The organism is Rhizobium sp. CF142 (assembly GCF_000281145.1).
Taxonomy (GTDB): domain Bacteria; phylum Pseudomonadota; class Alphaproteobacteria; order Rhizobiales; family Rhizobiaceae; genus Rhizobium.
Genome location: NZ_AJWE01000010.1, coordinates 102,928 through 122,254, shown reverse-complemented (window position 1 = coordinate 122,254; position 19,327 = coordinate 102,928). Strand labels below are relative to the sequence as shown.

Annotated in this window: 16 protein-coding genes and 1 pseudogene; 6 read left to right on the top strand and 11 right to left on the bottom strand. The window is 59.2% G+C overall.

Annotation, left to right across the window (positions count from 1 at the left end):
- Positions 1–162: 162 nt before the first annotated feature.
- Positions 163–1,965 (bottom strand): hypothetical protein, encoded by a 1,803-nt coding sequence (locus tag PMI11_RS03135; RefSeq protein WP_007813202.1) that lies wholly within the window; start codon positions 1,963–1,965, stop codon positions 163–165.
- A 294-nt stretch (positions 1,966–2,259) separates the two neighbouring features.
- Here PMI11_RS03135 and PMI11_RS03130 point away from each other — a divergent pair, with 294 nt between their 5' ends.
- Together PMI11_RS03130 and PMI11_RS03125 are read left to right on the top strand one after the other, a co-directional pair.
- Positions 2,260–2,694, top strand: a complete 435-nt coding sequence (locus tag PMI11_RS03130; protein ID WP_007813200.1) for a hypothetical protein — start codon at positions 2,260–2,262, stop codon at positions 2,692–2,694.
- 35 nt (positions 2,695–2,729) lie between these two features.
- Complete coding sequence (locus PMI11_RS03125; protein WP_007813198.1) at positions 2,730–3,221, top strand: CYTH domain-containing protein; 492 nt, start codon at positions 2,730–2,732, stop codon at positions 3,219–3,221.
- A 4-nt stretch (positions 3,222–3,225) separates the two neighbouring features.
- On the opposite strand, the gene PMI11_RS03120 is transcribed toward PMI11_RS03125, so the two are convergent.
- Genes PMI11_RS03120 through PMI11_RS03110 form a run of 3 tightly spaced genes read right to left on the bottom strand, consistent with a single transcriptional unit; the run spans position 3,226 to position 5,956 of the window.
- Positions 3,226–4,164: a DUF2950 family protein gene (locus PMI11_RS03120; protein WP_007813196.1), complete on the bottom strand. Its 939-nt coding sequence runs from the start codon at positions 4,162–4,164 to the stop codon at positions 3,226–3,228.
- Positions 4,165–4,193: 29 nt separating this feature from the next.
- Complete coding sequence (locus PMI11_RS03115; RefSeq protein ID WP_037070591.1) at positions 4,194–5,600, bottom strand: DUF3300 domain-containing protein; 1,407 nt, start codon at positions 5,598–5,600, stop codon at positions 4,194–4,196.
- 41 nt (positions 5,601–5,641) lie between these two features.
- Entirely contained in the window at positions 5,642–5,956 is a 315-nt protein-coding gene (locus tag PMI11_RS03110) for a hypothetical protein (protein ID WP_007813192.1), read from the bottom strand.
- 323 nt (positions 5,957–6,279) lie between these two features.
- Between PMI11_RS03110 and PMI11_RS03105 the strand changes: the two are divergent.
- The 4 genes and pseudogenes from PMI11_RS03105 to PMI11_RS03090 form a co-directional block, all read left to right on the top strand.
- A pseudogene (locus PMI11_RS03105) lies at positions 6,280–6,504 on the top strand (DUF3302 domain-containing protein); the annotation flags it as partial.
- Positions 6,505–6,583: 79 nt separating this feature from the next.
- Positions 6,584–8,302 carry a SulP family inorganic anion transporter gene (locus PMI11_RS03100; RefSeq protein WP_007813188.1) on the top strand — a complete coding sequence of 573 codons (1,719 nt, stop codon included), beginning with the start codon at positions 6,584–6,586 and terminating at the stop codon, positions 8,300–8,302.
- A 20-nt stretch (positions 8,303–8,322) separates the two neighbouring features.
- Positions 8,323–9,165 (top strand): polyphosphate kinase 2, encoded by an 843-nt coding sequence (gene ppk2 / locus PMI11_RS03095; protein WP_007813186.1) that lies wholly within the window; start codon positions 8,323–8,325, stop codon positions 9,163–9,165.
- 38 nt (positions 9,166–9,203) lie between these two features.
- Positions 9,204–10,355, top strand: coding sequence for an AI-2E family transporter (locus PMI11_RS03090; RefSeq protein WP_037070589.1), 1,152 nt, complete (start codon positions 9,204–9,206; stop codon positions 10,353–10,355).
- Here the strand turns inward: PMI11_RS03090 and PMI11_RS03085 are convergent.
- The 7 genes from PMI11_RS03085 to PMI11_RS03055 form a co-directional block, all read right to left on the bottom strand.
- Positions 10,337–10,573, bottom strand: coding sequence for a hypothetical protein (locus tag PMI11_RS03085; protein WP_037070588.1), 237 nt, complete (start codon positions 10,571–10,573; stop codon positions 10,337–10,339). The two genes, PMI11_RS03090 and PMI11_RS03085, sit on opposite strands and share 19 nt — an antisense overlap.
- A gap of 170 nt (positions 10,574–10,743) precedes the next feature.
- Positions 10,744–11,088, bottom strand: a complete 345-nt coding sequence (locus PMI11_RS03080) for a potassium channel family protein (protein WP_037070586.1) — start codon at positions 11,086–11,088, stop codon at positions 10,744–10,746.
- Positions 11,089–11,110: 22 nt separating this feature from the next.
- Entirely contained in the window at positions 11,111–12,205 is a 1,095-nt protein-coding gene (gene cax / locus PMI11_RS03075; RefSeq protein WP_007813177.1) for a calcium/proton exchanger, read from the bottom strand.
- Positions 12,206–12,335: 130 nt separating this feature from the next.
- Positions 12,336–13,208, bottom strand: coding sequence for an amino acid ABC transporter substrate-binding protein (locus PMI11_RS03070; protein ID WP_244430529.1), 873 nt, complete (start codon positions 13,206–13,208; stop codon positions 12,336–12,338).
- A gap of 71 nt (positions 13,209–13,279) precedes the next feature.
- Positions 13,280–14,638 (bottom strand): putrescine-ornithine antiporter, encoded by a 1,359-nt coding sequence (gene potE, locus PMI11_RS03065; RefSeq protein ID WP_007813172.1) that lies wholly within the window; start codon positions 14,636–14,638, stop codon positions 13,280–13,282.
- Between the two features lie 20 nt (positions 14,639–14,658).
- Positions 14,659–17,022 (bottom strand): ornithine decarboxylase, encoded by a 2,364-nt coding sequence (gene speC / locus PMI11_RS03060; RefSeq protein WP_007813170.1) that lies wholly within the window; start codon positions 17,020–17,022, stop codon positions 14,659–14,661.
- Positions 17,019–19,280 carry an Orn/Lys/Arg decarboxylase N-terminal domain-containing protein gene (locus tag PMI11_RS03055; protein WP_007813168.1) on the bottom strand — a complete coding sequence of 754 codons (2,262 nt, stop codon included), beginning with the start codon at positions 19,278–19,280 and terminating at the stop codon, positions 17,019–17,021. Before PMI11_RS03055 ends, speC begins: the two co-directional genes overlap by 4 nt.
- Between the last annotated feature and the right edge of the window lie 47 nt (positions 19,281–19,327).

Sequence of the window (19,327 nt, the reverse complement as noted above, 5' to 3'; positions counted from 1 at the left end):
GCAGCCCTATTCAGCTTTGACATTGTATGTAGCCGCAAAGTTGAAGTGTCCTGTTTCTGCAAAGTTGGAATGTCACTCTCCCCCGGTTTGATGACCTGGGAGATTGCTCGCTGGAGAACGGCTACCTCAGTGCTGCTGTCGCAGCAATACGCGATACCCACTTCAATTAAGGGACGCCTTGTCATCTGAAACAGGCAGTCCGGCGGCCTTCAATCCGGCAAGGAAACGCTCCTGGTCCTCGGTCCGGGCCAGCCGCTTGGCGACTTCTCGCCTGACGTTCGGGACCAGTGCGGGCGACCGAAGCTGGATCCAATCGAGTTGCTCCTTTGCTTCGGACGTTTTTCCAAGGGTGCCCAGGATGGAGAGCAAGACGAGGCGATGCATCGGGTTGTAATTCAAGTCCGACATGCGCGACCAAAGTTCGGCGGCTTGCGTGTCACCCCGCATGAAGGCACAGAGCGCCATCCCGACCTCGTAATAGCCGCGCGGCCCGGCGTTCCTGTTGATGGCCTCGGAAATCAGTTCACAGCCTCTGCTCCATTTTCCCGACATCGACAGACGCAAGCCGTATTCGCCCGCCACTTCCGTGTCATTCGGGTTGCTGGCATAGGCGGCCTCGCCGGCGCGCAGGGCTGCGACCATGTCATTGCTGAAGAAGTTGGCGAGCATTAGCGCTTGAAGGGCGCGCGCATTCTTCTGGTCGAGTTGCACGGCGCGTTCGGCAAGCTCCTTTGCAAGATTGAGCGTGGCGGCGGTCGGCTTGGTGTTCAATTGGTACGGAAAGCGGAACTCATCGAGATGAACCAGCGAGAGGAAGGCAGCAACATTGGAGTCGTCGGGCGTCTTCTCGACGGCCCGCTGCAGGCAGGACTTCGCAACCTCATGGGCCTTCACCGTCATCTCGCTGCGATAGCTATAGTAGGACAGAATGCAGGAAAAAGCGTCCGGGCTTCCGGCAATGCTTGCGGTGTCCGCCTTGAACATGACACCGAATGGCCGCGCCACGGCCGTCGCGATGTGGTCTGCAAGGCTCGCCTGCGTTTTCAGGATACCCTGCACTTTCATGTCGGCATCGTAATTGTTTGCCCAGATGACAACTCCATCTGCCCGCCGCACGAGCCTTGCGGTTGAGCGCAGTGTACTGCCTTCCAACCGCACGCTTCCCTGTAGAGCATAGATTGCCTGCGGCGACGCCTGGCCCTCTCGATTGCGCGGCAGGGGGGCGACCACGACAATATCGTTGAAAGGGACGAGCTTTTCGATGATATCGTCTGTGATACCTCGAGAAATATCGGATGCATGTCCGCCATCAGAGGCGCTTTCAAAATGTTCGACAACGATCGTTGGGCGACTGGTTACTCCCCTCGCCACCTTGGTTTCCGTGTCGAACAAGCTGGCATGCTGAAGCATTGCTGCCATCGAGACAAGGACGATCCCCACGCCTCCCGCAAGAAGCCAATACCGGAGGCGCGAAAGATGCCTGCCCGGCCCGTCTCGGCTGGCCGTGTTCCTGATGACATTGACCTGCTCAGCGTCATCTCGTCCGGGTACAGGCCGAGGGGCTCGTCCGAAGCTTGAGATATCCGCGTGCTCGATATCCTGTCTCACGTCGAAGACCGGTACATAGCCGCCGCGGGGAACCGTGATGATGATCCGGTCAGTGCTGCCGGCGGTCAGGTAATAGTGTTCCAGCTCCCGCCTCAGCCGCCCGGCCTCGATGCGGACACATGGATCCTGCTGGGCATCGAAGTTTGCATCCCTGCCGAAAACGGCCTGTGCTATGGTAAAGGCCTTCAGATACTCGCGACGGCCCGCAAGTGTTTCGTTTACAATAAATTCAAGGAATCGCTCCGCCCGCTCGGGAAGTCGAAACTCCGGGCTGGATAGAATGCGCTCAAGTTGCTGTAGCACCTCCTCTTGCGAAGATGCGCTGCCGCAAGCCCTGTCAACGCCTGCATTTGTCATCGGTTCCCCCGAATCCGATTGATCACAACCTGCAGTATGCAATCGCCGACGATAGTCCCATGTCGTCATGGCGGCAACGATATTTAGTAGAAAAGGCTAATTTAAAGGAAGGATTTCGAAAATCGATCGCATGATCGTTAGGGTGACTACAGCTGGACATAGGCCGGGGTAAGATACCGTATCCTACCGCAATGGACGTGTATTTTACTGCCCTCCTCTTCCTGCGCGCTCTATCATCATCCTCATTCTGGAGGAGGCGGCGATGACATTACGTGGGCGCCCACGTCCCAATCTATGACGAGCGCAGAGGACCTGCGCAAACATGCTCTGGAACTCCAGCTTCTCGAAATGGAGCGCAGCGAAAAGATCAGGGCACGTGAGGCAAAGAAACATGCCGAATTCGTCGAGGATTTTTTCCGCAAACAGATCGGAGAAACGGAACGCGCCGTCATTAAACGGCTGGTTACGAAAGCAGCCACGGACGGTAAATACGAGGCGCTGATCTACAGTTTTCCATCGACATTCTGCACGGATAGCGGTCGCGCCATCAATAATAACCTGCCCGGCTGGCAGAAGACATTGCAGGGCCAAGCAAGGGAGATTCTCGAACTGTTCGAGGAGGTCGCCAAACCGCAGGGCTATGGGCTCAAGGCGATGATCATCAATTTTCCGGATAGCATGCCCGGAGATGTGGGCTTCTTCCTCACCTGGGAACCGCCTGTCCACTGACCGGCAACAGCAGGCATGAGCGAAGGAATATCGAATTGAAAGCGACCGAGATCGAGCGAAAGTTTCTGGTCCGCAACGACAGCTGGCGCGTTTGCGCCGGCGACCCGCATGTGCTGCAACAGGCCTATCTTTGCCGGCGCGATCAAAACCCCATCCGTGTCCGCCTGATCGATGGGTGCTCTGCGCGCCTAACGATCAAATTTCGTACGCCAGGCCTCGCCCGGGAGGAATATGAGTATGAGATTCCGGTCGAGGAGGCCCGCGAACTCTTGCTCCACGCGGGAGGCCGTATCATCGAAAAGACCCGCTACCGCGTTCTCTATGATGGCAAGAGTTGGGATGTGGATGTCTTTGCCGGCGCCTATGAGGGACTGACCCTCGCCGAGATCGAAATGGCAAGCGAGGATGAGCAGCCGAACCTGCCTCAATGGCTGGGGCGCGAGGTCACGGGTAAGAAGCGTTATTCCAACCGCGCCATGGCGGCTGCCTTGCGCCTCTCGCCAGCGGCGCAGGACCCTGCCGGCTGAGATTCTATTCGCTTACCACGGTCCAGTTGGCGTCCGGGTTGAAATCCTTGATCGCTGCCGCGCGCGCTTCCGTTTCAGGCCCAAGATCACGCTGGTAGATGACGTTTGCGCCGTTGACCATGAATGTCTGAACGCCCGTGACCCTGTATTTGACCGGCCAGGCAATCAGCGCAAAGCCGCCGGTCATATAACCATTGATGACGTAGCCTTGCTTGCCGCCAAGCACGTTGTCTCCCTGGGATGTGAGGATGCGGTAGCGATAGCCGAAATAGCCCTCCCCCCGTTTGGCGGCACCGAACGCTGCCGTCTCGACGAGCGCGCTTGCCGGACTTTCCTCGGGATAGACGTTCGGATCCCAGTACAGCCCATCAAGCTTACCGGGACTGCTGATCAATTTCTTTGCGAATTCATAAATGCCGTCGCCGTCACGATCTTCCGATGCATATTGATACTGGGCCGCCACATATTCATGCATGGTGTCGATGGTGGCGAGTTCGTTTTCACCAATGCGGCGATTGACGATCTCTTCGAGGCCGCGCTCTGTGTCAAAGGACCATTTGCCGTCCTTGCCCTCGGTCAGCGGAAACGGCAGCGGCCAGAGCCGATCGCCGATCGCAACGATCCTCATACCGTCGAAATCCCGCAAAACCGCCTGCCGCTCGGCGCCCTCGCGGATCAATCCGTAAGCGATCATCGCCTCGTTGCTGGAGCGCAGCTTGTCCGCCTTGAGGCCGAGCAGAGCGGCGAGATCGTCGATATTGCTGGAACCCAGCACCGATTTCAGTTTGTCCAGCGCGAGCTCCGGACTGTCGAATTTCGGTGGGGACGTTGCCGCTTTGTATTCGGCGAGATCTGTCTGCGCTTGCGAAAGCGCCGGCGCAGCCGGCATTGCGCAAAGCGCTGCCGCGAACATGAGCGGAATTACGGTCGATTGGCGTCTCATCATGTAGCTCCCTGAGCTGGAAAGAGGTCTCACCGCCGTCCGCCACCACGGCCGCCACCGCCGCCACGACCGCCGCCACCCTGCGGGCGCGGCCGATGCTGGGCGGGGCGAGCTGACTGGCGATGGGCACCCATGCTCTGTGCTCCCCGTTTCGAGGCGACAGCTTCACGGCGACCGGACTGGACGTTGCCAAGTGCGCTTGGTTGCCGTCCGCGATTGTCGGGTCTGGAGGCCATTTGCGGCTTGTTGGGCTTCTTGACGGATTTCTGCGCAGGTTTGGATGGACGATTGGCTGCTCTCTCAGGACGAGCCTCGGGTCGATTTGCAGCCGTTGGGCGATTTGTGGCCGCTGGCCGATTTCCCGCCGTTGGCCGATTTGCCTGCGGTCTGTCCTTCAGGCCCTGCGCCGTGCTTTTCCGAATATCCTGGGCACGGGCCGCGTTGGCCCGATTGCCGGGCAACTGGCTCGCCTGGATGTCCTTGGCCTTGTTGCGCAGCTGGTTGCGATTATCGCCTTGCAGGCCGGACTTGATCGCCGACCGGTCGATTTTCGCAAGTTGGTCCTTGCTGATATTCAGCTTGCTCCGGTCGACATTGCTCCAGTCGACGTCGTTCCACTTCATCTTTCCGTTGAAGTTGCGGTCGTTCAGGCAATTGTTGCAGTCAATGTCGATATCGCCATCCCAGCGGCCGCCCCATACTCCCCAATCGTCCCAGTTGACGATGGCCGCCCAGGCGAGGCCGGTCACAGCGCCGGCAAAGAACGCCGCCCCTGGATAATAATAGTTGTCGTAGTGATCAGGATAATAGGAGATCGGCGCCGACGCATAGCCCGGCTCATACAGCATTTCCGGCGGATACTGCGGGATATAAATCTTCTCCGGATCGGTCGGCCGGATGATGATGTTGTCGTTTTCGGTGACGACCGTGACCTTGTCATCCGTTTTGATAATGTTCTTTTCCACCGCTTCGTCGCGAAGCTGCTGAATGGCGATCAGGACATCCTTCTGCTGGTTGGTGAGCGCATCCGCAAGGGACTGGGTCCAGTCGAGATCCTCGCTCATCATCTTGACGACATCGGGATAGTTGAGCAGCGAGACGACGCTGCCGTCCCAATCGCTCTTGGGCTTGAGGTCGGCGTTTTTCTTCTTTGCCTCCAGGAAGCGCTGCGCCTCGACGATCTGCAGAGGAAAGAGCGAGGCTGCCGAAATTGCCGCAACCAGCTCATCCGGATAGAGCGCGATCCGCGCTACGAGCACTTCAAGCTCGTCATCGGAAAGAAGCGCGGCTGCGGGCTGCTCGGCACTCGCCGGCGCGGGAGCCGCTGCCGCAGGGGCCGGGGCTTGGACTTGAGCTCGCGCTGGGAGCGCCGGCTGCAACGCGATAATCGCCAGCACCGATAATCCACCAAGCAGTTTGCGGGATATTGCTTTCATCACGCACGTAACTCCCTTGGACCATTGAATGATTGATACGTTTACGGAAATTTCGGGCCGGTCTGCGGGGACCGCCTGAGCACTACGATTTTCGACTGGGTGATCGCCTCCCCCATCTCTTTCAACAGGGCATCGACGAGACCCGCATATTCCAGCCGCCGCGCCTCCCGAACCTCCTCCGGTAACCGCTCAATGTGCGCCAAAGCCTGCGCCGCAGCAGTGAGATCCTCACACATGCTGTGAAATTGCTCGTTTACATAAAAGAGCCGCTGCACCAGCCGCTTCTGGTCGGGAAAATAAGTCTCAGCCGTCTCCAGGGCGGACAAAAATGTCGAACCTTGTTCTCCCGGCACCATCCCCGCCCCCGCTGTCAAATTGCGTTAAGCAGACGAGAAAAAGTATATAGCAGAACGATCGGCAGCAGACGTAAAATACACGATCTTACGTTAGCCGGCTTTCGAAAGGTCTCTGGAATCCCAGGCGCGAACGCCGCCATGACCGCAGCCTCTTTGATTCCGCCCTCTTCCCTTCACGCAGAGATGATCTCCGCAAAGCGCAGAGCTTCCAATGCCTTAATAGAGGTTACGCGATGCTACGGGCCTCAGCGCCAAAACGGGCCTAGTATACCGCTGTCGATAGCGATGAAACGGCTCGGCAAGGCCAGCCGAAGGGAGCGACCGTGTTTCTCGACTGTTTTGCCTTAGGCGTGCAGGTCTTTGTCGTCGTCACTCTTTCCTACGCGGTGATCGAAATCCACGACATTCCTCATCTCATGGCCGAGGCACGAAATCATCCCCATCAGGACGCTATCCATGTCGCCGGATGCGTGAGCCTGTTCACCCTGCATGCAATCTGGCCGGTCCTGTTTATCTGGGCCACCTTCCGCCGTGAGGATTGCGGCTGGGAGGCGCCGATCGTTTCTCCGCCAGCGATTTGATGTCGGAGAAGCCTGAGGAAACATGACGAAGCAATAGGAGTCCGCGGTGATAAGCAGTCTTCCAGTGTTGCGAGGCTTGGCCGGTTTCAACAAGGCCTGGTTCCGAAGCGATATCCCGGCCGGGCTGTCGATCGCTGCCGTTGGCCTGCCGAGCGCGATCGCTTATCCCGCCATTGCCGGTCTGCCCCCCGAGACCGGCATTTATGCGAGTATTGTCGCGCCGATCGCCTATGCGATTTTCGGGCCTTCCAGGCTCCTGGTTGTCGGGCCTGATGCCGCGACAATGACCGTGCTTGCGGCGGCAATGGGCACCATCATCGCAGCCGAACCCGCAGGGGCGGATGTCGATCGGGTTGCCGTCGCTTCGGCGCTTGCGCTGGGGGTTGGCATATGCTGCATCGCCGCGAAGCTGCTGAGGCTCGGCGTTCTCGCGAGTTTCCTCTCCCGTCCCATCCTGGTCGGCTTCTTCGCCGGCGTGTCGCTCTCGATTCTTGTCGGACAGATCGGTCGGTTCACAGGCGTGAAGATCGAATCGGAGGGATTGATCCCGCCGCTGGTCGAAATGCTTGCCAAGAGCGGTCTGATCCACTGGCCTTCGCTCGTCCTCGGCCTCGCCATGTTCGCATTGCTCTGGATCGTCCGGGTCTTCCATTTCAGGGTTCCAGGCCCTGTTCTTGTTGTCGTTATCTCGGTCATTCTGTCGGCGATCTTCGACTTCCGCGGCCGCGGCATTGCCGTCGTCGGCGACATACCGCGCGGACTACCGACCTTCTCCCTGCCGGCACTTCGTCAGATGCCCCTCGATAAGATTGTCCTCGGTTCGGCCGCGATCTTTCTCGTCAGCTTTGGCGCCGGCATCGTAGCGGCGCGAAGCTTCGGGGCGCGTACTGGTGAGGAGGTCGATGCCAATCAGGAGCTGATTGGATTGGGTGCCGCCAATATCGCACCCGGCCTGTTCGGCTCGTTTCCGGTCAGCGTATCGGATTCCCGTACCGCCATAAACCTGTCGACGGGTGGTGTCTCGCAACTCGCCGGATTGATTTCGGCCGCTACCCTGATCGCGGCACTGGTTTTCCTTCATGCCGCTTTGCGCGTCCTCCCAATTCCCGCGCTTGCGGCAATCCTTGCAACGGCGGCCATCAGCCTCATCGATATTCACGAACTTAAGAAGATCTGGCGCATCAGCCGCATGGAGTTCGTCTTCGCACTCATAGCCATGTGGGGAGCGATCAGCTTCGGCGTCCTCAACGGCGTGATTGTCGCCGTCGCCGCGACCTTCGTCTATCTGCTGCGTCAGACCATGTTTCCGCGCGACGGTCTGCTTGGCCGCATCGAAGGTCGGCATGGGTTCTTCGATCTTCAGCGCTACCCGGAAGCCCGCCCCGTCCCGGGCGCCGCCGTCTTCGCGGTCCAGGGCAGTATCCTGTTCTACAACGCAGATTATGTCCGTATTCGGCTGATGTCGGTAGCAAAGGAGCTTCCCGCCAACACCAAATGCCTGGTGCTCGACGCCAGCGCCATTACGCAAATCGACAGCACGGGCGCCACCGCGCTTGAGGCGGTGGCGGAACTCCTTGTGCAGCGAAGCATCATCTTTGCGTTTGCCGATCTCAGCGTTGAAAGCCGCGCCATTCTCGAACGGGCCGGGGTCATCAAGATCGTCGGCGCCGACAATATTTTCAACGGCAGAGAAGAAGCCCTGCGGACGCTGATCGGCGATATCGACCAGATCGGCAATGCCGCACCGGCGAGCACTGCCCCTTAATCACAGGAGGAGGGAGAGACATGGACGAGAATTACGAGGCCAAACTAGCCGATGGTGAAGCATCCAGCACCGGCAAGGGCAAAAAGAAAAAGAAGTCGTGGGATTACGAGAAGGAAATCACCCGTCTGCAAGTGGAACTGGCCCATCTGCAAGCCTGGGTCAAGAAATCCGGCGCGCGGATCGTCATCGTCTTCGAGGGGCGTGACGCCGCCGGCAAGGGTGGCATGATCAAGCGTATAACGGAAAAGGTCAGTCCGCGTGTCTTTCGCGTGATCGCCCTGCCCGCGCCGACCGATCGCGAGAAATCGCAGATCTACATGCAGCGCTACATCGCCTATCTGCCGGCCGCCGGCGAAGTCGTGATTTTCGATCGCAGTTGGTATAACCGCGCCGGCGTCGATCGGGTCATGGGCTTCTGCAGCGAGAAGAAAGCGCAGCGTTTCCTCGAACTGGCGCCGCGTTTCGAGGCCGCAATCGTCGAGAGCGGCGTCATTCTGCTCAAGTATTTTCTGACGGTCAGCGAGGAAGAGCAGGAACGGCGTTTCAGACGCAGGATCGACGATCCGTTGCGGCAATGGAAGCTCAGCCCCATGGATGTCGAATCCTACCAGCGCTGGTGGGACTACACGCGCGTCTATGACGAGATGCTGAGGATGACGGACAGCAATCACGCGCCGTGGTGGATCGTACCTTCCGACGACAAGAAGCGGGCGCGGATCAACTGCATCTCGCATATCCTGCAATCGATCCCCTATGAACGCGTGAAATTCGAAGCGCCAGACCTTGGAAAACGCCAGAAACGCCCATCGGCCTATGTCGAGGATCACACGATCCGGCATGTGGTTCCCGACACGACGTCATGACGATGGGTCCGGCTGGGCACGCCGGGATGGATGCAGCCATGGAGCAGGTCAACGATCAGACCCCGCAAGAGAGCAGTGCGGGGCAGATTTCGGTAGAGGCGCGCGTCAGCGATCTCGTCCGATTGGGCATCATCGGGCTTTTCGCCTATTGGACCCTGGAGCTAGTCGCTCCCTTCGCGCTGATCGTCATCTGGTCAGGCATTCTTGCGGTGGCGCTGTTTCCGATGTTCGACGCACTCTCGCGACTGATCGGCAACAGGCCGGTGATTGCGGCGCTCGTCATCGTCGTCGGTTGTCTCGTCCTGATCATCGCGCCGCTCGCCCTCGTCGCGGTCAATTTCGCAGATACTGTGCAGGCGTTGATCGGCAAGTTGTGGACGGGAGAGTTCACCTTGCCTGCAGCACCGGCAGCCATCAAGGAATGGCCCGTCGTCGGGGAGCGGCTTCACAATGCCTGGAACCAGATTGCCGGCGATATGGCCTCCACCATCATCAAGTTTCAGGCGCCCATCCGCGAGGTGATGGGCGTTGTCGTGACAAAACTCGCGTCGATCGGCGGCGGCGTCTTGAGCTTCGTCGCCTCTATCATGCTTTCCGGCCTGTTTCTCACGCGGGCCGCGAAACTGGCATCGGCAATTCAGCTGCTCGCAAACCGGATCGCTGGTGAAAAGGGTGTCGGCTTTGCCCGGCTTGCAGGAACGACGGTGCGGAACGTCTCGCGGGGCGTCATCGGCGTCGCCTTCCTGCAGACGCTGCTTTGCGGCCTATGCTTTGCCTTCTTCGACATTCCGGCACGCGGTGCGCTGACCTTCGCCGTTTTCATGCTCTGCTTGATGCAGCTGGGTCCCGGGCTCGTGCTTCTGCCCATGATCATCTGGGCATGGTTTTCCTGGCCGTCGGCCGTCGCTCTTGTCTTTACCTGTCTCGCGATACCGATCACGGTCGTCGACAATGTCCTGAAGCCCATATTGATGGCGCGCGGTCTCTCGACCCCGATGCTCGTCATCCTGATCGGGGTCATCGGCGGTACGCTCTCGCACGGGCTTCTTGGCCTGTTCCTGGGGCCAGTGGTCCTTAGTGTCTTCTATGAATTGTTGCGAGCCTGGGCCTTGCCTGCAACCACAGCAGGCGGACTCGATCATGATCCTGCCGCCGGTTTCGACGGACAGGTTCAGCGGTCAGCGCAATAGACGAGAACCTCCCGCTCTATTTCAAGGCAAAGCTGCTCATATTCGGTAATCAGCTTTTCTTCTCTCGGGTGCTGGGTTCGGAAACGATCCAGCGCATCGACGGCAAGATCGTAGGCCTCAAACATCTCCCCAAGTGTCTCGCCGGTAATGCCAACGAGACGATGACGGATATCGGGAAGTCGGAGCATCAATTTCCTTCGTCCACGCTCTCGGCTCATAAAGTAGCTCCGTATATCTGCGCACCCCGCAAATCGTAGGAACTCGGTGGAAACGCCGCTCGTTCCCGATGAATTGCCCGGAAATTATTCGCAAGGACGGTTCGATTGGATCACTTCGCACCAGATTGAATTGCGCGATCCAGAGGATAAGAGCGTAGCCGAACGCGGAATCAAGGTTCCCAATCGTCGGCATTCAAAGCTTTTACGGTGACGGCAGCGACAATGCCGGTCAGCACAATTCCTGCAAAACCGATCACCAACGACAATATCCGCGCCGAAACATGTTTGGGGGTAAAATCGCCGTAGCCGATGGTCAGGCCCGTGACGAACGTGAAATAAAGAGCTTCATCGATGCGCCAGTCTTCTATGCGCCAGATTGCAAGCCCGCATCCGATCATTACCAAGACCACTCCGGACACGATTGGCCAGATCACTCGAAGCTGCCTTACAAGTGCGACGAAGAACAGACGCCGCATTTGTCTATGGGTCAATTCATGGCCAGGTTTTTTGGGCATGTTTTGTTCCCGCAGCTCCGCCTCATAACGTCTGATCGGGCAAAACATAGAGCGTCATGGCGAAAATCATGTAAACCATCAGCACCAGCATGCCGACGAACCATGCCGAACGCCCGCTATTGGTGACGAACATCGCCGTGATCGTCGCCAGGAAAACCATGACCACGACGCCAGGTGCAAACTGCAAATCCATCGGCGTCGGGCCGATCAGATAGCTCAACAATACCAGCACGGGCGCGACGAACAGCGCGATCTGCGACGCGCTTCCAAGCGCAACGCCCACGCTCAGGTCGAGACGGTTCTTGCGCGCACCGGAAAATGCCGAAGCCATTTCGGCTGCGCCGCCAACCAGTGCGACGACGATGAAGCCGACAAAGGCAGGCGTCATCCCGAAAACCTTGGCAGCCTCCTGCACGGATTCCACGAAGATCTCGCTGACCAGGGCGACGAGTACGGTGACACCGGCAAGTGTGGCCAGGGCGATGCCAATCGGCCACGGCGGTTCTTCCGCCTGGGCGTGCTCGGCTGCAGCAAAAAACTCGCGATGTGTTTTGAGAGTGAACAGCAACCCCAGCCCGTATCCGACGATGAGCAGGATCGCCAGGCCGAAGCTTAGCTTATTTAAGACCGCCGCCGCCGAGGCGGAATCCATCGAAGCAACCGCTGACGGCATCAGCAGGCCGATCGTGGCGAGGAAGAGCAGGCCCGCCTGAAGGCGCGCATTGGCTCGGTTGAACTCCTGGCTGTGATGTTTGAGGCCGCCGAGCAAAAACGACGCCCCCAACATGAACAGCGTATTCGCGACGATCGCACCGGCGACGGATGATTTTACGAGGGTATATTGCCCGGCACGAAGGGCAGCCAGCGCTATGACGAGCTCCGTCAGGTTTCCAAGCGTGGCGTTGAGCAGCCCGCCAGCGGCGTCGCCCGTTTTTGCCGCAACGGATTCGGTCGCATGGCTGAGAAGACCGGCGAGCGGTATCACGGCAAGCACCGACAGGATGAAAAGCAGAGTATGAGCCTCGGGGGCGACGCTGGCGGCGATAAAGACCACAGGTACCGCGACGAGCAGCCACAGCATCGGGTTGTCACGAATTTCTTTCCAAAGGAGGCTCACCCCACCACTCCCATCCGGTAACCTGAATCCATGTTTGTCGCTTCGGCATACAGAGGGGTTTCAAGTCTGGTTGACCTGCTCCGGCGCGCCGCCTTCTTCGGCCGTCGATGATCCGTCGCAATGCGCAGTGCTACTCCGGCAGCGCCGTCTGCCGGAAGAATGTCACGGTCGCTTCATCCGGTGGCCCGAACCAGGTGGTGAAGAATGTCCGGAAATCCTGCGCGGCATAGGTTTGGCTCAGCGCACGGTCGACGGCGAGACGAAAGTCCTCGTCGCCACGTGCCAGCTCGAGACCAAGCGGCTCATAGGTGAAGTGGCGCGGAAGGACGATGAGATTGCCGGAATTGTCGCTGCGCGCGGCAGCATCCATGAGGATCGGCATATCGCCGAAAAGTGCGGCCGAACTGCCATCCAGGACACGCTCGATCCCCTGCTGATAGTTGCTGACCGGCGTTGCGGTCGCCGCGAGCTGGAAAGTCTTGATCCTGTCGGTAAGCCAGCTTTCACTCGTCGTACCGGCGATCGAAGAGAATGTCTTGTGTTCCAGGATCGTGCGGGCCGGTGAACCGCGCCAGACGGGACGGCTCGAGGGCTCGCCATATTGCAGGACCTCACGCAGCGCCAGCGAAGAGCTGGTGCTGAGCAGCGCACCGGTGCCGCTCGGGAAGATCGGGATCGAGAACGAGACCTGCTGGCGACGCGTCAATGTCACCGGCTCTGCCCCGCACACAAGATCGGCTGCGCCGCTCTCGATCGCCATCGCCTTGGCATCGCCTGAAAGGGAGACCCACTCCACATCGAGTTTCGACAGCTTCAGCTGAGCCCTCAGACTATCTGCAATCTTGTTGCAGAGGACGACGGCATAACCATCCGGCCTGCCCTGCTCCGCATTGAAGGAAAATGGCCTTGCATCCGGATCGTAGCCAAGCTTCAGCGCGCTGCTCGTCTTGACGCGGTCGAGCGTCTGGGCTTGGGCGGGCGCGGTGAGCGCGGATGCTGCCATCACGGCGAGGACGGAGGCGGCGATCGCCGCGCGGTGACCAATTCTTTGCAACATATCTGGTCCTCCCTCGACTAGACGGCCGGAGACCGGTTCACGCCGCTGGCGAAACGCGGGGCGATCAGGCCGTAGATGATGAAACCGATGCCTGTGACGATCATGCCGCCGAGCACCGCATCCTTGCCGGAGGCGTAGATGGCAAAGACGCTATAGGCCATGCCCACAAGGGCGATCGTGGCATTCAGGCGATATTTCGCCTGAGGCACCCGGGCTGCCTTCATCATGACGAACAGAGCGGAAAGCGCGATGATGTAGGGCAGCACGTTGGTGACGACCGCAAGGTTGACGAGCGCGGAAAACTGTTCGCTCAGCGTCGGCGATATGGTCATCAGGGCAAGGCATGTCTGCACGATGCCGAGAATGATCATGCCTCGCACGGGCGCACCCATCTCATTTACCCTTGAGAATATGGATGGGAACATCCGCTCGTCGGCAGCGGTTTTCGCCGTCTGGGCTATCGTAAACTGCCAGCCGAGCAGCGAGCCGAGGCAGGCCAATACCGCCAGCGCCATGATGATCGAACCGATCGTCGGATTAAACATGGTGGCGTAAGCGAGCGCAAACGGCCCTGTGGAGGTGGCGAGATCCGCATTCGGCACGATACCCTGAATGACCGTCGTCGACAGGATGTAGATGACAGCAGCACCCAGCGTGCCGAACATGCAGGCAAGCGGCACGTCGCGCTTCGGGTTTTCTACAGCATCGGAATTCTGCGCGGCAGACTCCATGCCGAGGAAGGCCCAGAGCGTCAGCGAGATGCTCGATCCCATCCCTTGCACCAGCGTCAGACCTTTCGGATTCCAAGCTGCGGCAAAGGTGCTGGAACTGAACCAAAGCCAGCCGATGATCGACAGCAGACCAACGGGAAGGATGACACCCCAGACCGTGATGGAGCCTATGCGGCCGGTGATGCGCGGACCGCCGAAATTGGCGGCAGTGGTCAGCCACAGAAGCACGATCAGTGCCAGGCAGGTCATGATCGGTGTGGAGGTCAGCACTGGAAAGAATCCGGCGAGATAACCGACAGCTGAAATGCCAATCGCCACATTGCCGACGGCAAGTGAGAGGAAATAGAGGAAGAACACCATGAAGTAGCCGTCTTTCCCATAGGCATCTTCCGCATAGGCGGACATGCCTCCGGGGCGCTGATTGAAGAGCCCGGCCTGAGCGAAGCCATAAGCGATTGCCATCGAGCCGACGGCGGTCACGAGCCAGGAAAGGAGCGAGATTGCACCGACCTGCGCCATGTTGGCGGGCAGCATGATGATGCCCGACCCCATCATGTTGACAGCAACAATGAAGGTGAGCTGCACGAGGTTCATCTTCTTCTTGGCCGTAGCGTCAGTTGCGAGATGCATCGTGTTGTCGGTCATGATGAAATCCTCCCTACCCCCTACTCGCGCACGACATATGTGTGGAATTTGATCCGCCCATCGATCCGCTCCTGGAACACGCCCTGGACCTCGTAGTTGAAGCCCGGAAACCGGTTGAAGGATTCTTCGAAAGCCAGAAAATAATCCCGCATCGGCCGCGCTCTGTCGTCCCAGCGCTCGCCTGGCACGATCACGCCTATGCCCGGCGGATAGATCAGTGCCAACGTCGCGGAAATGCGGCCGGCGGCCTCCGTCAGCGGCACATAGTCGACATTATTGGCGACCAGCGCCTCATAGGCCTGCTTGGGGGCGATTGCCGGTTCCGGGAAGCTTTCGGAGCGGAAGCAAAGGCGCTGCAGTTCCTTGACGCCGGCCTCTCGGTAAAAGGAATGCATCTCGAGGCAGACCTGACGGACCGCATAACCGGCATAACGCTCGCGATTGGCCGCATACACGGTGGGCAGCACTTCCTGCAGCGGCGCGTCGCGGTCCCACAAGTTCTTGAACTTGACGAGCTTGGCAACGAGCGTGTTCAGCTTGCTCTCGTCCTCGGCCGGGGTCAGCAGGAAGAGGAGACTGTTCAAGTCGCATTTTTCCGGCACGACGCGCTGCTCGCGCAGATAGTTGGCGACGACAGTCGCCGGGATGCCGAATTCGCGATAGTCGCCGGTCTTCCGGTCAATGCCGGGTGTGAGTATTGTGAGCTTGTTGGGGTCGACCATGGTATAACCGGGCGCGTAGCCTGCATAACCATGCCATTTTGCCTCCGGATCGAACCGCCAGCATTGCTGCTCGCGTTTCAGTACCTGCGTTGGGACATCTTCCCATCTGGTGTCGGCGAGATCGCCGGTATGTTTCGAGCCTGAGACCTGGACCCTGTCTGGTACGAAGGGATCGAAGAACCACTGTTCTTCTACGCTTGCGGCTTTGGTCTCGTAATGATCCACGAAGCCGCGCAGCTTCTTGCGCACCTCGATCCCGAGTTCGATGCAGTGGTCCCAGAGCATCTCACCGGCCTTGCCCTCATGCACCTTGGCGTTGACATCGAGGGAGGCGAAAAGCGGATAGAAGGGAGAGGTCGATACATGCATCAGCAGCGATTCATTGAAACGCTTGTGTTCGACGAACCTGCGCTGGCCACTGATATGTTCGTCCCGCTTGTGGATCTGCGATGCCTGGGAGAAACCTGCACCTTGCTTATGAACCGACTGGGTGGAAAACAGCCCCGGCATATCGGCCGACAAGTCCTTTAGCCGCATCGGACTATGGCCCTCGAAGAGCGGGTGGAAGGCATTGTAGCCGATCCAGGCCTCATCCCAGAGCACGTAGTCGCAGAGATGGCCGATCTTCTCCATCACTTGGCTGACATTGTAGATCGTGCCGTCATAGGTCGCGAGCTGGATGCAGGCCAGGCGGAAAGGTCGTTCCGCCTTCGCACGGCTTTTGTCGCCGACGAGTGGATGTTCCTCTATTTTCTGCCGCAGCCAGGCCTCGTCCCAGGCCGCCCAGTCGACCGCGCCAATCATGCCGAAGGAATTGCGGGCGGTCGGCAGATAGATCGGGATGGCGCCTGCCTGCACAAGAGCGCCCTGATGCAGGGATTTGTGATTGTTGCGGTCGAAGAGTACGAGATCGCCGCTGCGCAGCACCGCATTGGCAACCACCTTGTTGGAGGTGCTCGTTCCGTTGAGGATAAAATAGGTCCTGTCAGCGCCAAAGATGCGGGCCGCCAGTTTCTGTGCTTCGACGGCAGGGCCTTCATGTATCAGGAGATCGCCGAGATCGACATCCGCGTTGCAGAGGTCGTTGCGGAAAATGCTCTCCCCGAAATATTTGAAGAAGAGCTGTCCGGCCGGGGACTTTCGATAGAACTGGCCGCCCTGATGCCCCGGGCAATCGAAGGCGATGTTCGCCTCGCCGTCATAGGCCATCATGCCGCCAAAGAATGGCGGCAGCAGCGACTTGCCATAGTTGACCGCGCTGGAAACGATCTGCTTGGCATAGAATGTCGGCGTCTGCTGGCCGAGATAGACGAAACCATCCACCTCGCCGGCCATCTCCACGACATCCATATCCGCGATCGTCAGGGTATCCGCCATTGCCCATATCGGCGTGCGAAAGCCGATATCCCTGACGGAACGAAGAAAGCTGCGAGCCGCCGGCAGCTTACCGCCCTCGACTGAGCCGATATAGGCACCGACGTCGGCATCCTCAGATACATCGGCCGAATAGTCGTCGCGCAACTCCACTTCAAAGCCTTGGGCGGTGATCTGTGACACCAGCTCTTGAGCCTGAGAATTATCGCGGTCTATAATGGCGACGATCTTCAGCATCTTGTGAAACGGTATGGCGACCGTCGGAGATTTCACGTCGCGCGGGATCATTCCTGCCCCTCCCCTGCAATGCAATCGACAAGATAGCGGCGTCCGCGGTCACCAGGCGCGAAGCGCAGGCCGTGGATATCGGTTTCGAACCCGGGGAACTTGCTGTCGAAATCACGGGCGTAGAGCAGGTAGTCCTGAATGGACTTCGTCGACTGGGTGATCCGCTCGCCTGGCATGATCAGCGGGATTCCGGGCGGATAGGGAACGATCATGACAGCGAGGATGCGATCCATGAGATTGTCGATCTCGACACTCTCGATTCCGCCCTTGACCAGCCGATCGTAAGCGTCGGCAGGCCGCAATGCCATTTCGGGCAGGACCGTGTACATCTCGCGCTGCGCCTTCGGCACATCGTCCTTGCGATAGATCGCATGGATCTGCTCGCAGAGATCTTTCAGCCCCATGCCGGCATAGGCTTCCGGATGGGCGGCTGCCAGCGCCGGCAGCGCCCGAGTCAATGGCGCATTGGCGTCATAGAGGTCCTTGAAATTGAGGAGCTCGGTGACGAGCGTGCTCCACTTGCCGCGGGTAATACCCATGGAGAAGAGTACGAGAAAGGAATAAAGGCCGGTCTTTTCGATCTCGATACGTCGGGAGGACAGGAACTTGGTAATGACGGCGGCCGGTATCCCGTGCTCATCCATCACCCCGCTTGCCGAGAGACCGGGAGAGAGGATAGTGACCTTAATCGGGTCGACCATGACGTGGTTTTCGGCAAGCCCGGTAAAGCCATGCCAGGCATCATCCGGCTTCAGAACCCAGTCGGCATGGGTATCGCTCGGGGTCTGCTCTGCAACCGTCGGCTCCCAGACGTCGAACCACCAACTGCCCTCTGTTTGTTTTCTTACCGCGTTCATGGCCCGGCGGAAGCTGATCGCCTCGTCGATCGTCTCCTGCACCAGCGCGCGCCCGGCAGGCTGTTCCATCATCGCGGCCGCGACATCGCAGGAGGCGATGATGCCATATTGCGGCGAGGTCGAGGTGTGCATCATGAACGCTTCGTTGAAGCGTGTGATGTCGAGACGCTTGTTCTCGGCATGCTGGATATGGATCATCGATGCCTGAGAAAAGGCGGCCAACAGCTTGTGGGTCGAGTGCGTTGCAAAGGTGATGGCGTTTTGCGAGCGCGCGGGTTGGTTCGACGAAATTCCGTGGAAGCCATCGTAGAATTCGTGGAAATTGGCATAAGCATACCAGGCCTCGTCGAAGTGCAGCACCTCGACCGCGGCACGCAGCGAAGCCTTGATTGCATCGACATTGTAGCAGAGCCCGTCATAGGTCGAGTTGGTGATGACCATCAGCCGGACCTTGCCGCTCGTCTGCCCGGCAAAGGGACTTGCTGCGACCTTGCTGGCGATTGCCTCAGGCGTGAACTGGTCCTTGGAAATCGGACCGATAATGCCGAGCCCGTTGCGGGACGGCGTCAGATAGATGGGCGTTGCACCCGTCATGATGAGCGAGTGCAGGATCGACTTGTGGCAGTTGCGGTCGCAGAGCACGAGATCGCCGCGTCCGACCATGCCGTGCCAGACGATCTTGTTTGCGGTCGAAGTGCCGCCAACGACGAACAGGGTCTCATCCGTGCCGAATATGCGCGCCGCATTCCGCTCGCCCTCGGCGATAGGACCGACATGATCGAGAAGCGAGCCAACGCTGCCTACCGATACGGAAATATCGGAACGCAGCGTGTTTTCGCCGAAGAACGTATAGAAGAGCTGGCCGACCGGACTTTTGCGGAAAGCGACACCGCCGCCGTGGCCGGGTGTGTGCCAGGAATAGGCGCCCTCCAGCGTATAATCCATCAGCGCCTTGAACATTGGCGGCGGCAGCCGGTCGAGATAATTGCGGGCGGCCTGCGCGATGGCGCGGGCCATGAATTCCGCCGAATCCTCGAATAGCCGGAAAAAGGCATTGGCGTGGCGCAGCACTGCGGCTGGAACGTCTTCGGCGGTTGTATCATCGCCGAAGAGGAAGATCGGCAGCCGGTCATTTCTTTGCCGTTTTGCGGCCAGGACCTCTCCCAGCACCTGCCAGCGCGTAGCCTTGTCCTCGGTTCCGTCCACGGAGACCAGCCAGCAGGATTCGGTGTTGAAGACATGGACCAGACGACGAGCGTCCTCGTAGGAAACGCCGGAGACGATTCGGAAACCTTCTCTCTCAATGGCTCCGGCGAGATCGCGCATACCACGGCCGGCAGCGCTCTTGCCGTCAAAATCCTCGTCGATAACAGCGATCGGAAATGCCGTCTGGAAATCCATGCGTTCCTCCAGAAACCTGATGTCAAAGGCTGCGGCCGCCAAGCAGT

Coding starts and splice junctions, on each gene's coding strand:
- PMI11_RS03135 (WP_007813202.1), bottom strand. CDS start 1,965: ATGACAAATGCAGGCGTTGACAGGGCTTGCGGCAGCGCATCTTCGCAA.
- PMI11_RS03130 (WP_007813200.1), top strand. CDS start 2,260: ATGACGAGCGCAGAGGACCTGCGCAAACATGCTCTGGAACTCCAGCTT.
- PMI11_RS03120 (WP_007813196.1), bottom strand. CDS start 4,164: ATGAGACGCCAATCGACCGTAATTCCGCTCATGTTCGCGGCAGCGCTT.
- PMI11_RS03115 (WP_037070591.1), bottom strand. CDS start 5,600: ATGAAAGCAATATCCCGCAAACTGCTTGGTGGATTATCGGTGCTGGCG.
- PMI11_RS03110 (WP_007813192.1), bottom strand. CDS start 5,956: ATGGTGCCGGGAGAACAAGGTTCGACATTTTTGTCCGCCCTGGAGACG.
- ppk2 (WP_007813186.1), top strand. CDS start 8,323: ATGGACGAGAATTACGAGGCCAAACTAGCCGATGGTGAAGCATCCAGC.
- PMI11_RS03090 (WP_037070589.1), top strand. CDS start 9,204: ATGGAGCAGGTCAACGATCAGACCCCGCAAGAGAGCAGTGCGGGGCAG.
- PMI11_RS03085 (WP_037070588.1), bottom strand. CDS start 10,573: ATGAGCCGAGAGCGTGGACGAAGGAAATTGATGCTCCGACTTCCCGAT.
- PMI11_RS03080 (WP_037070586.1), bottom strand. CDS start 11,088: ATGCCCAAAAAACCTGGCCATGAATTGACCCATAGACAAATGCGGCGT.
- PMI11_RS03070 (WP_244430529.1), bottom strand. CDS start 13,208: ATGGCAGCATCCGCGCTCACCGCGCCCGCCCAAGCCCAGACGCTCGAC.
- potE (WP_007813172.1), bottom strand. CDS start 14,638: ATGACCGACAACACGATGCATCTCGCAACTGACGCTACGGCCAAGAAG.
- speC (WP_007813170.1), bottom strand. CDS start 17,022: ATGATCCCGCGCGACGTGAAATCTCCGACGGTCGCCATACCGTTTCAC.
- PMI11_RS03055 (WP_007813168.1), bottom strand. CDS start 19,280: ATGGATTTCCAGACGGCATTTCCGATCGCTGTTATCGACGAGGATTTT.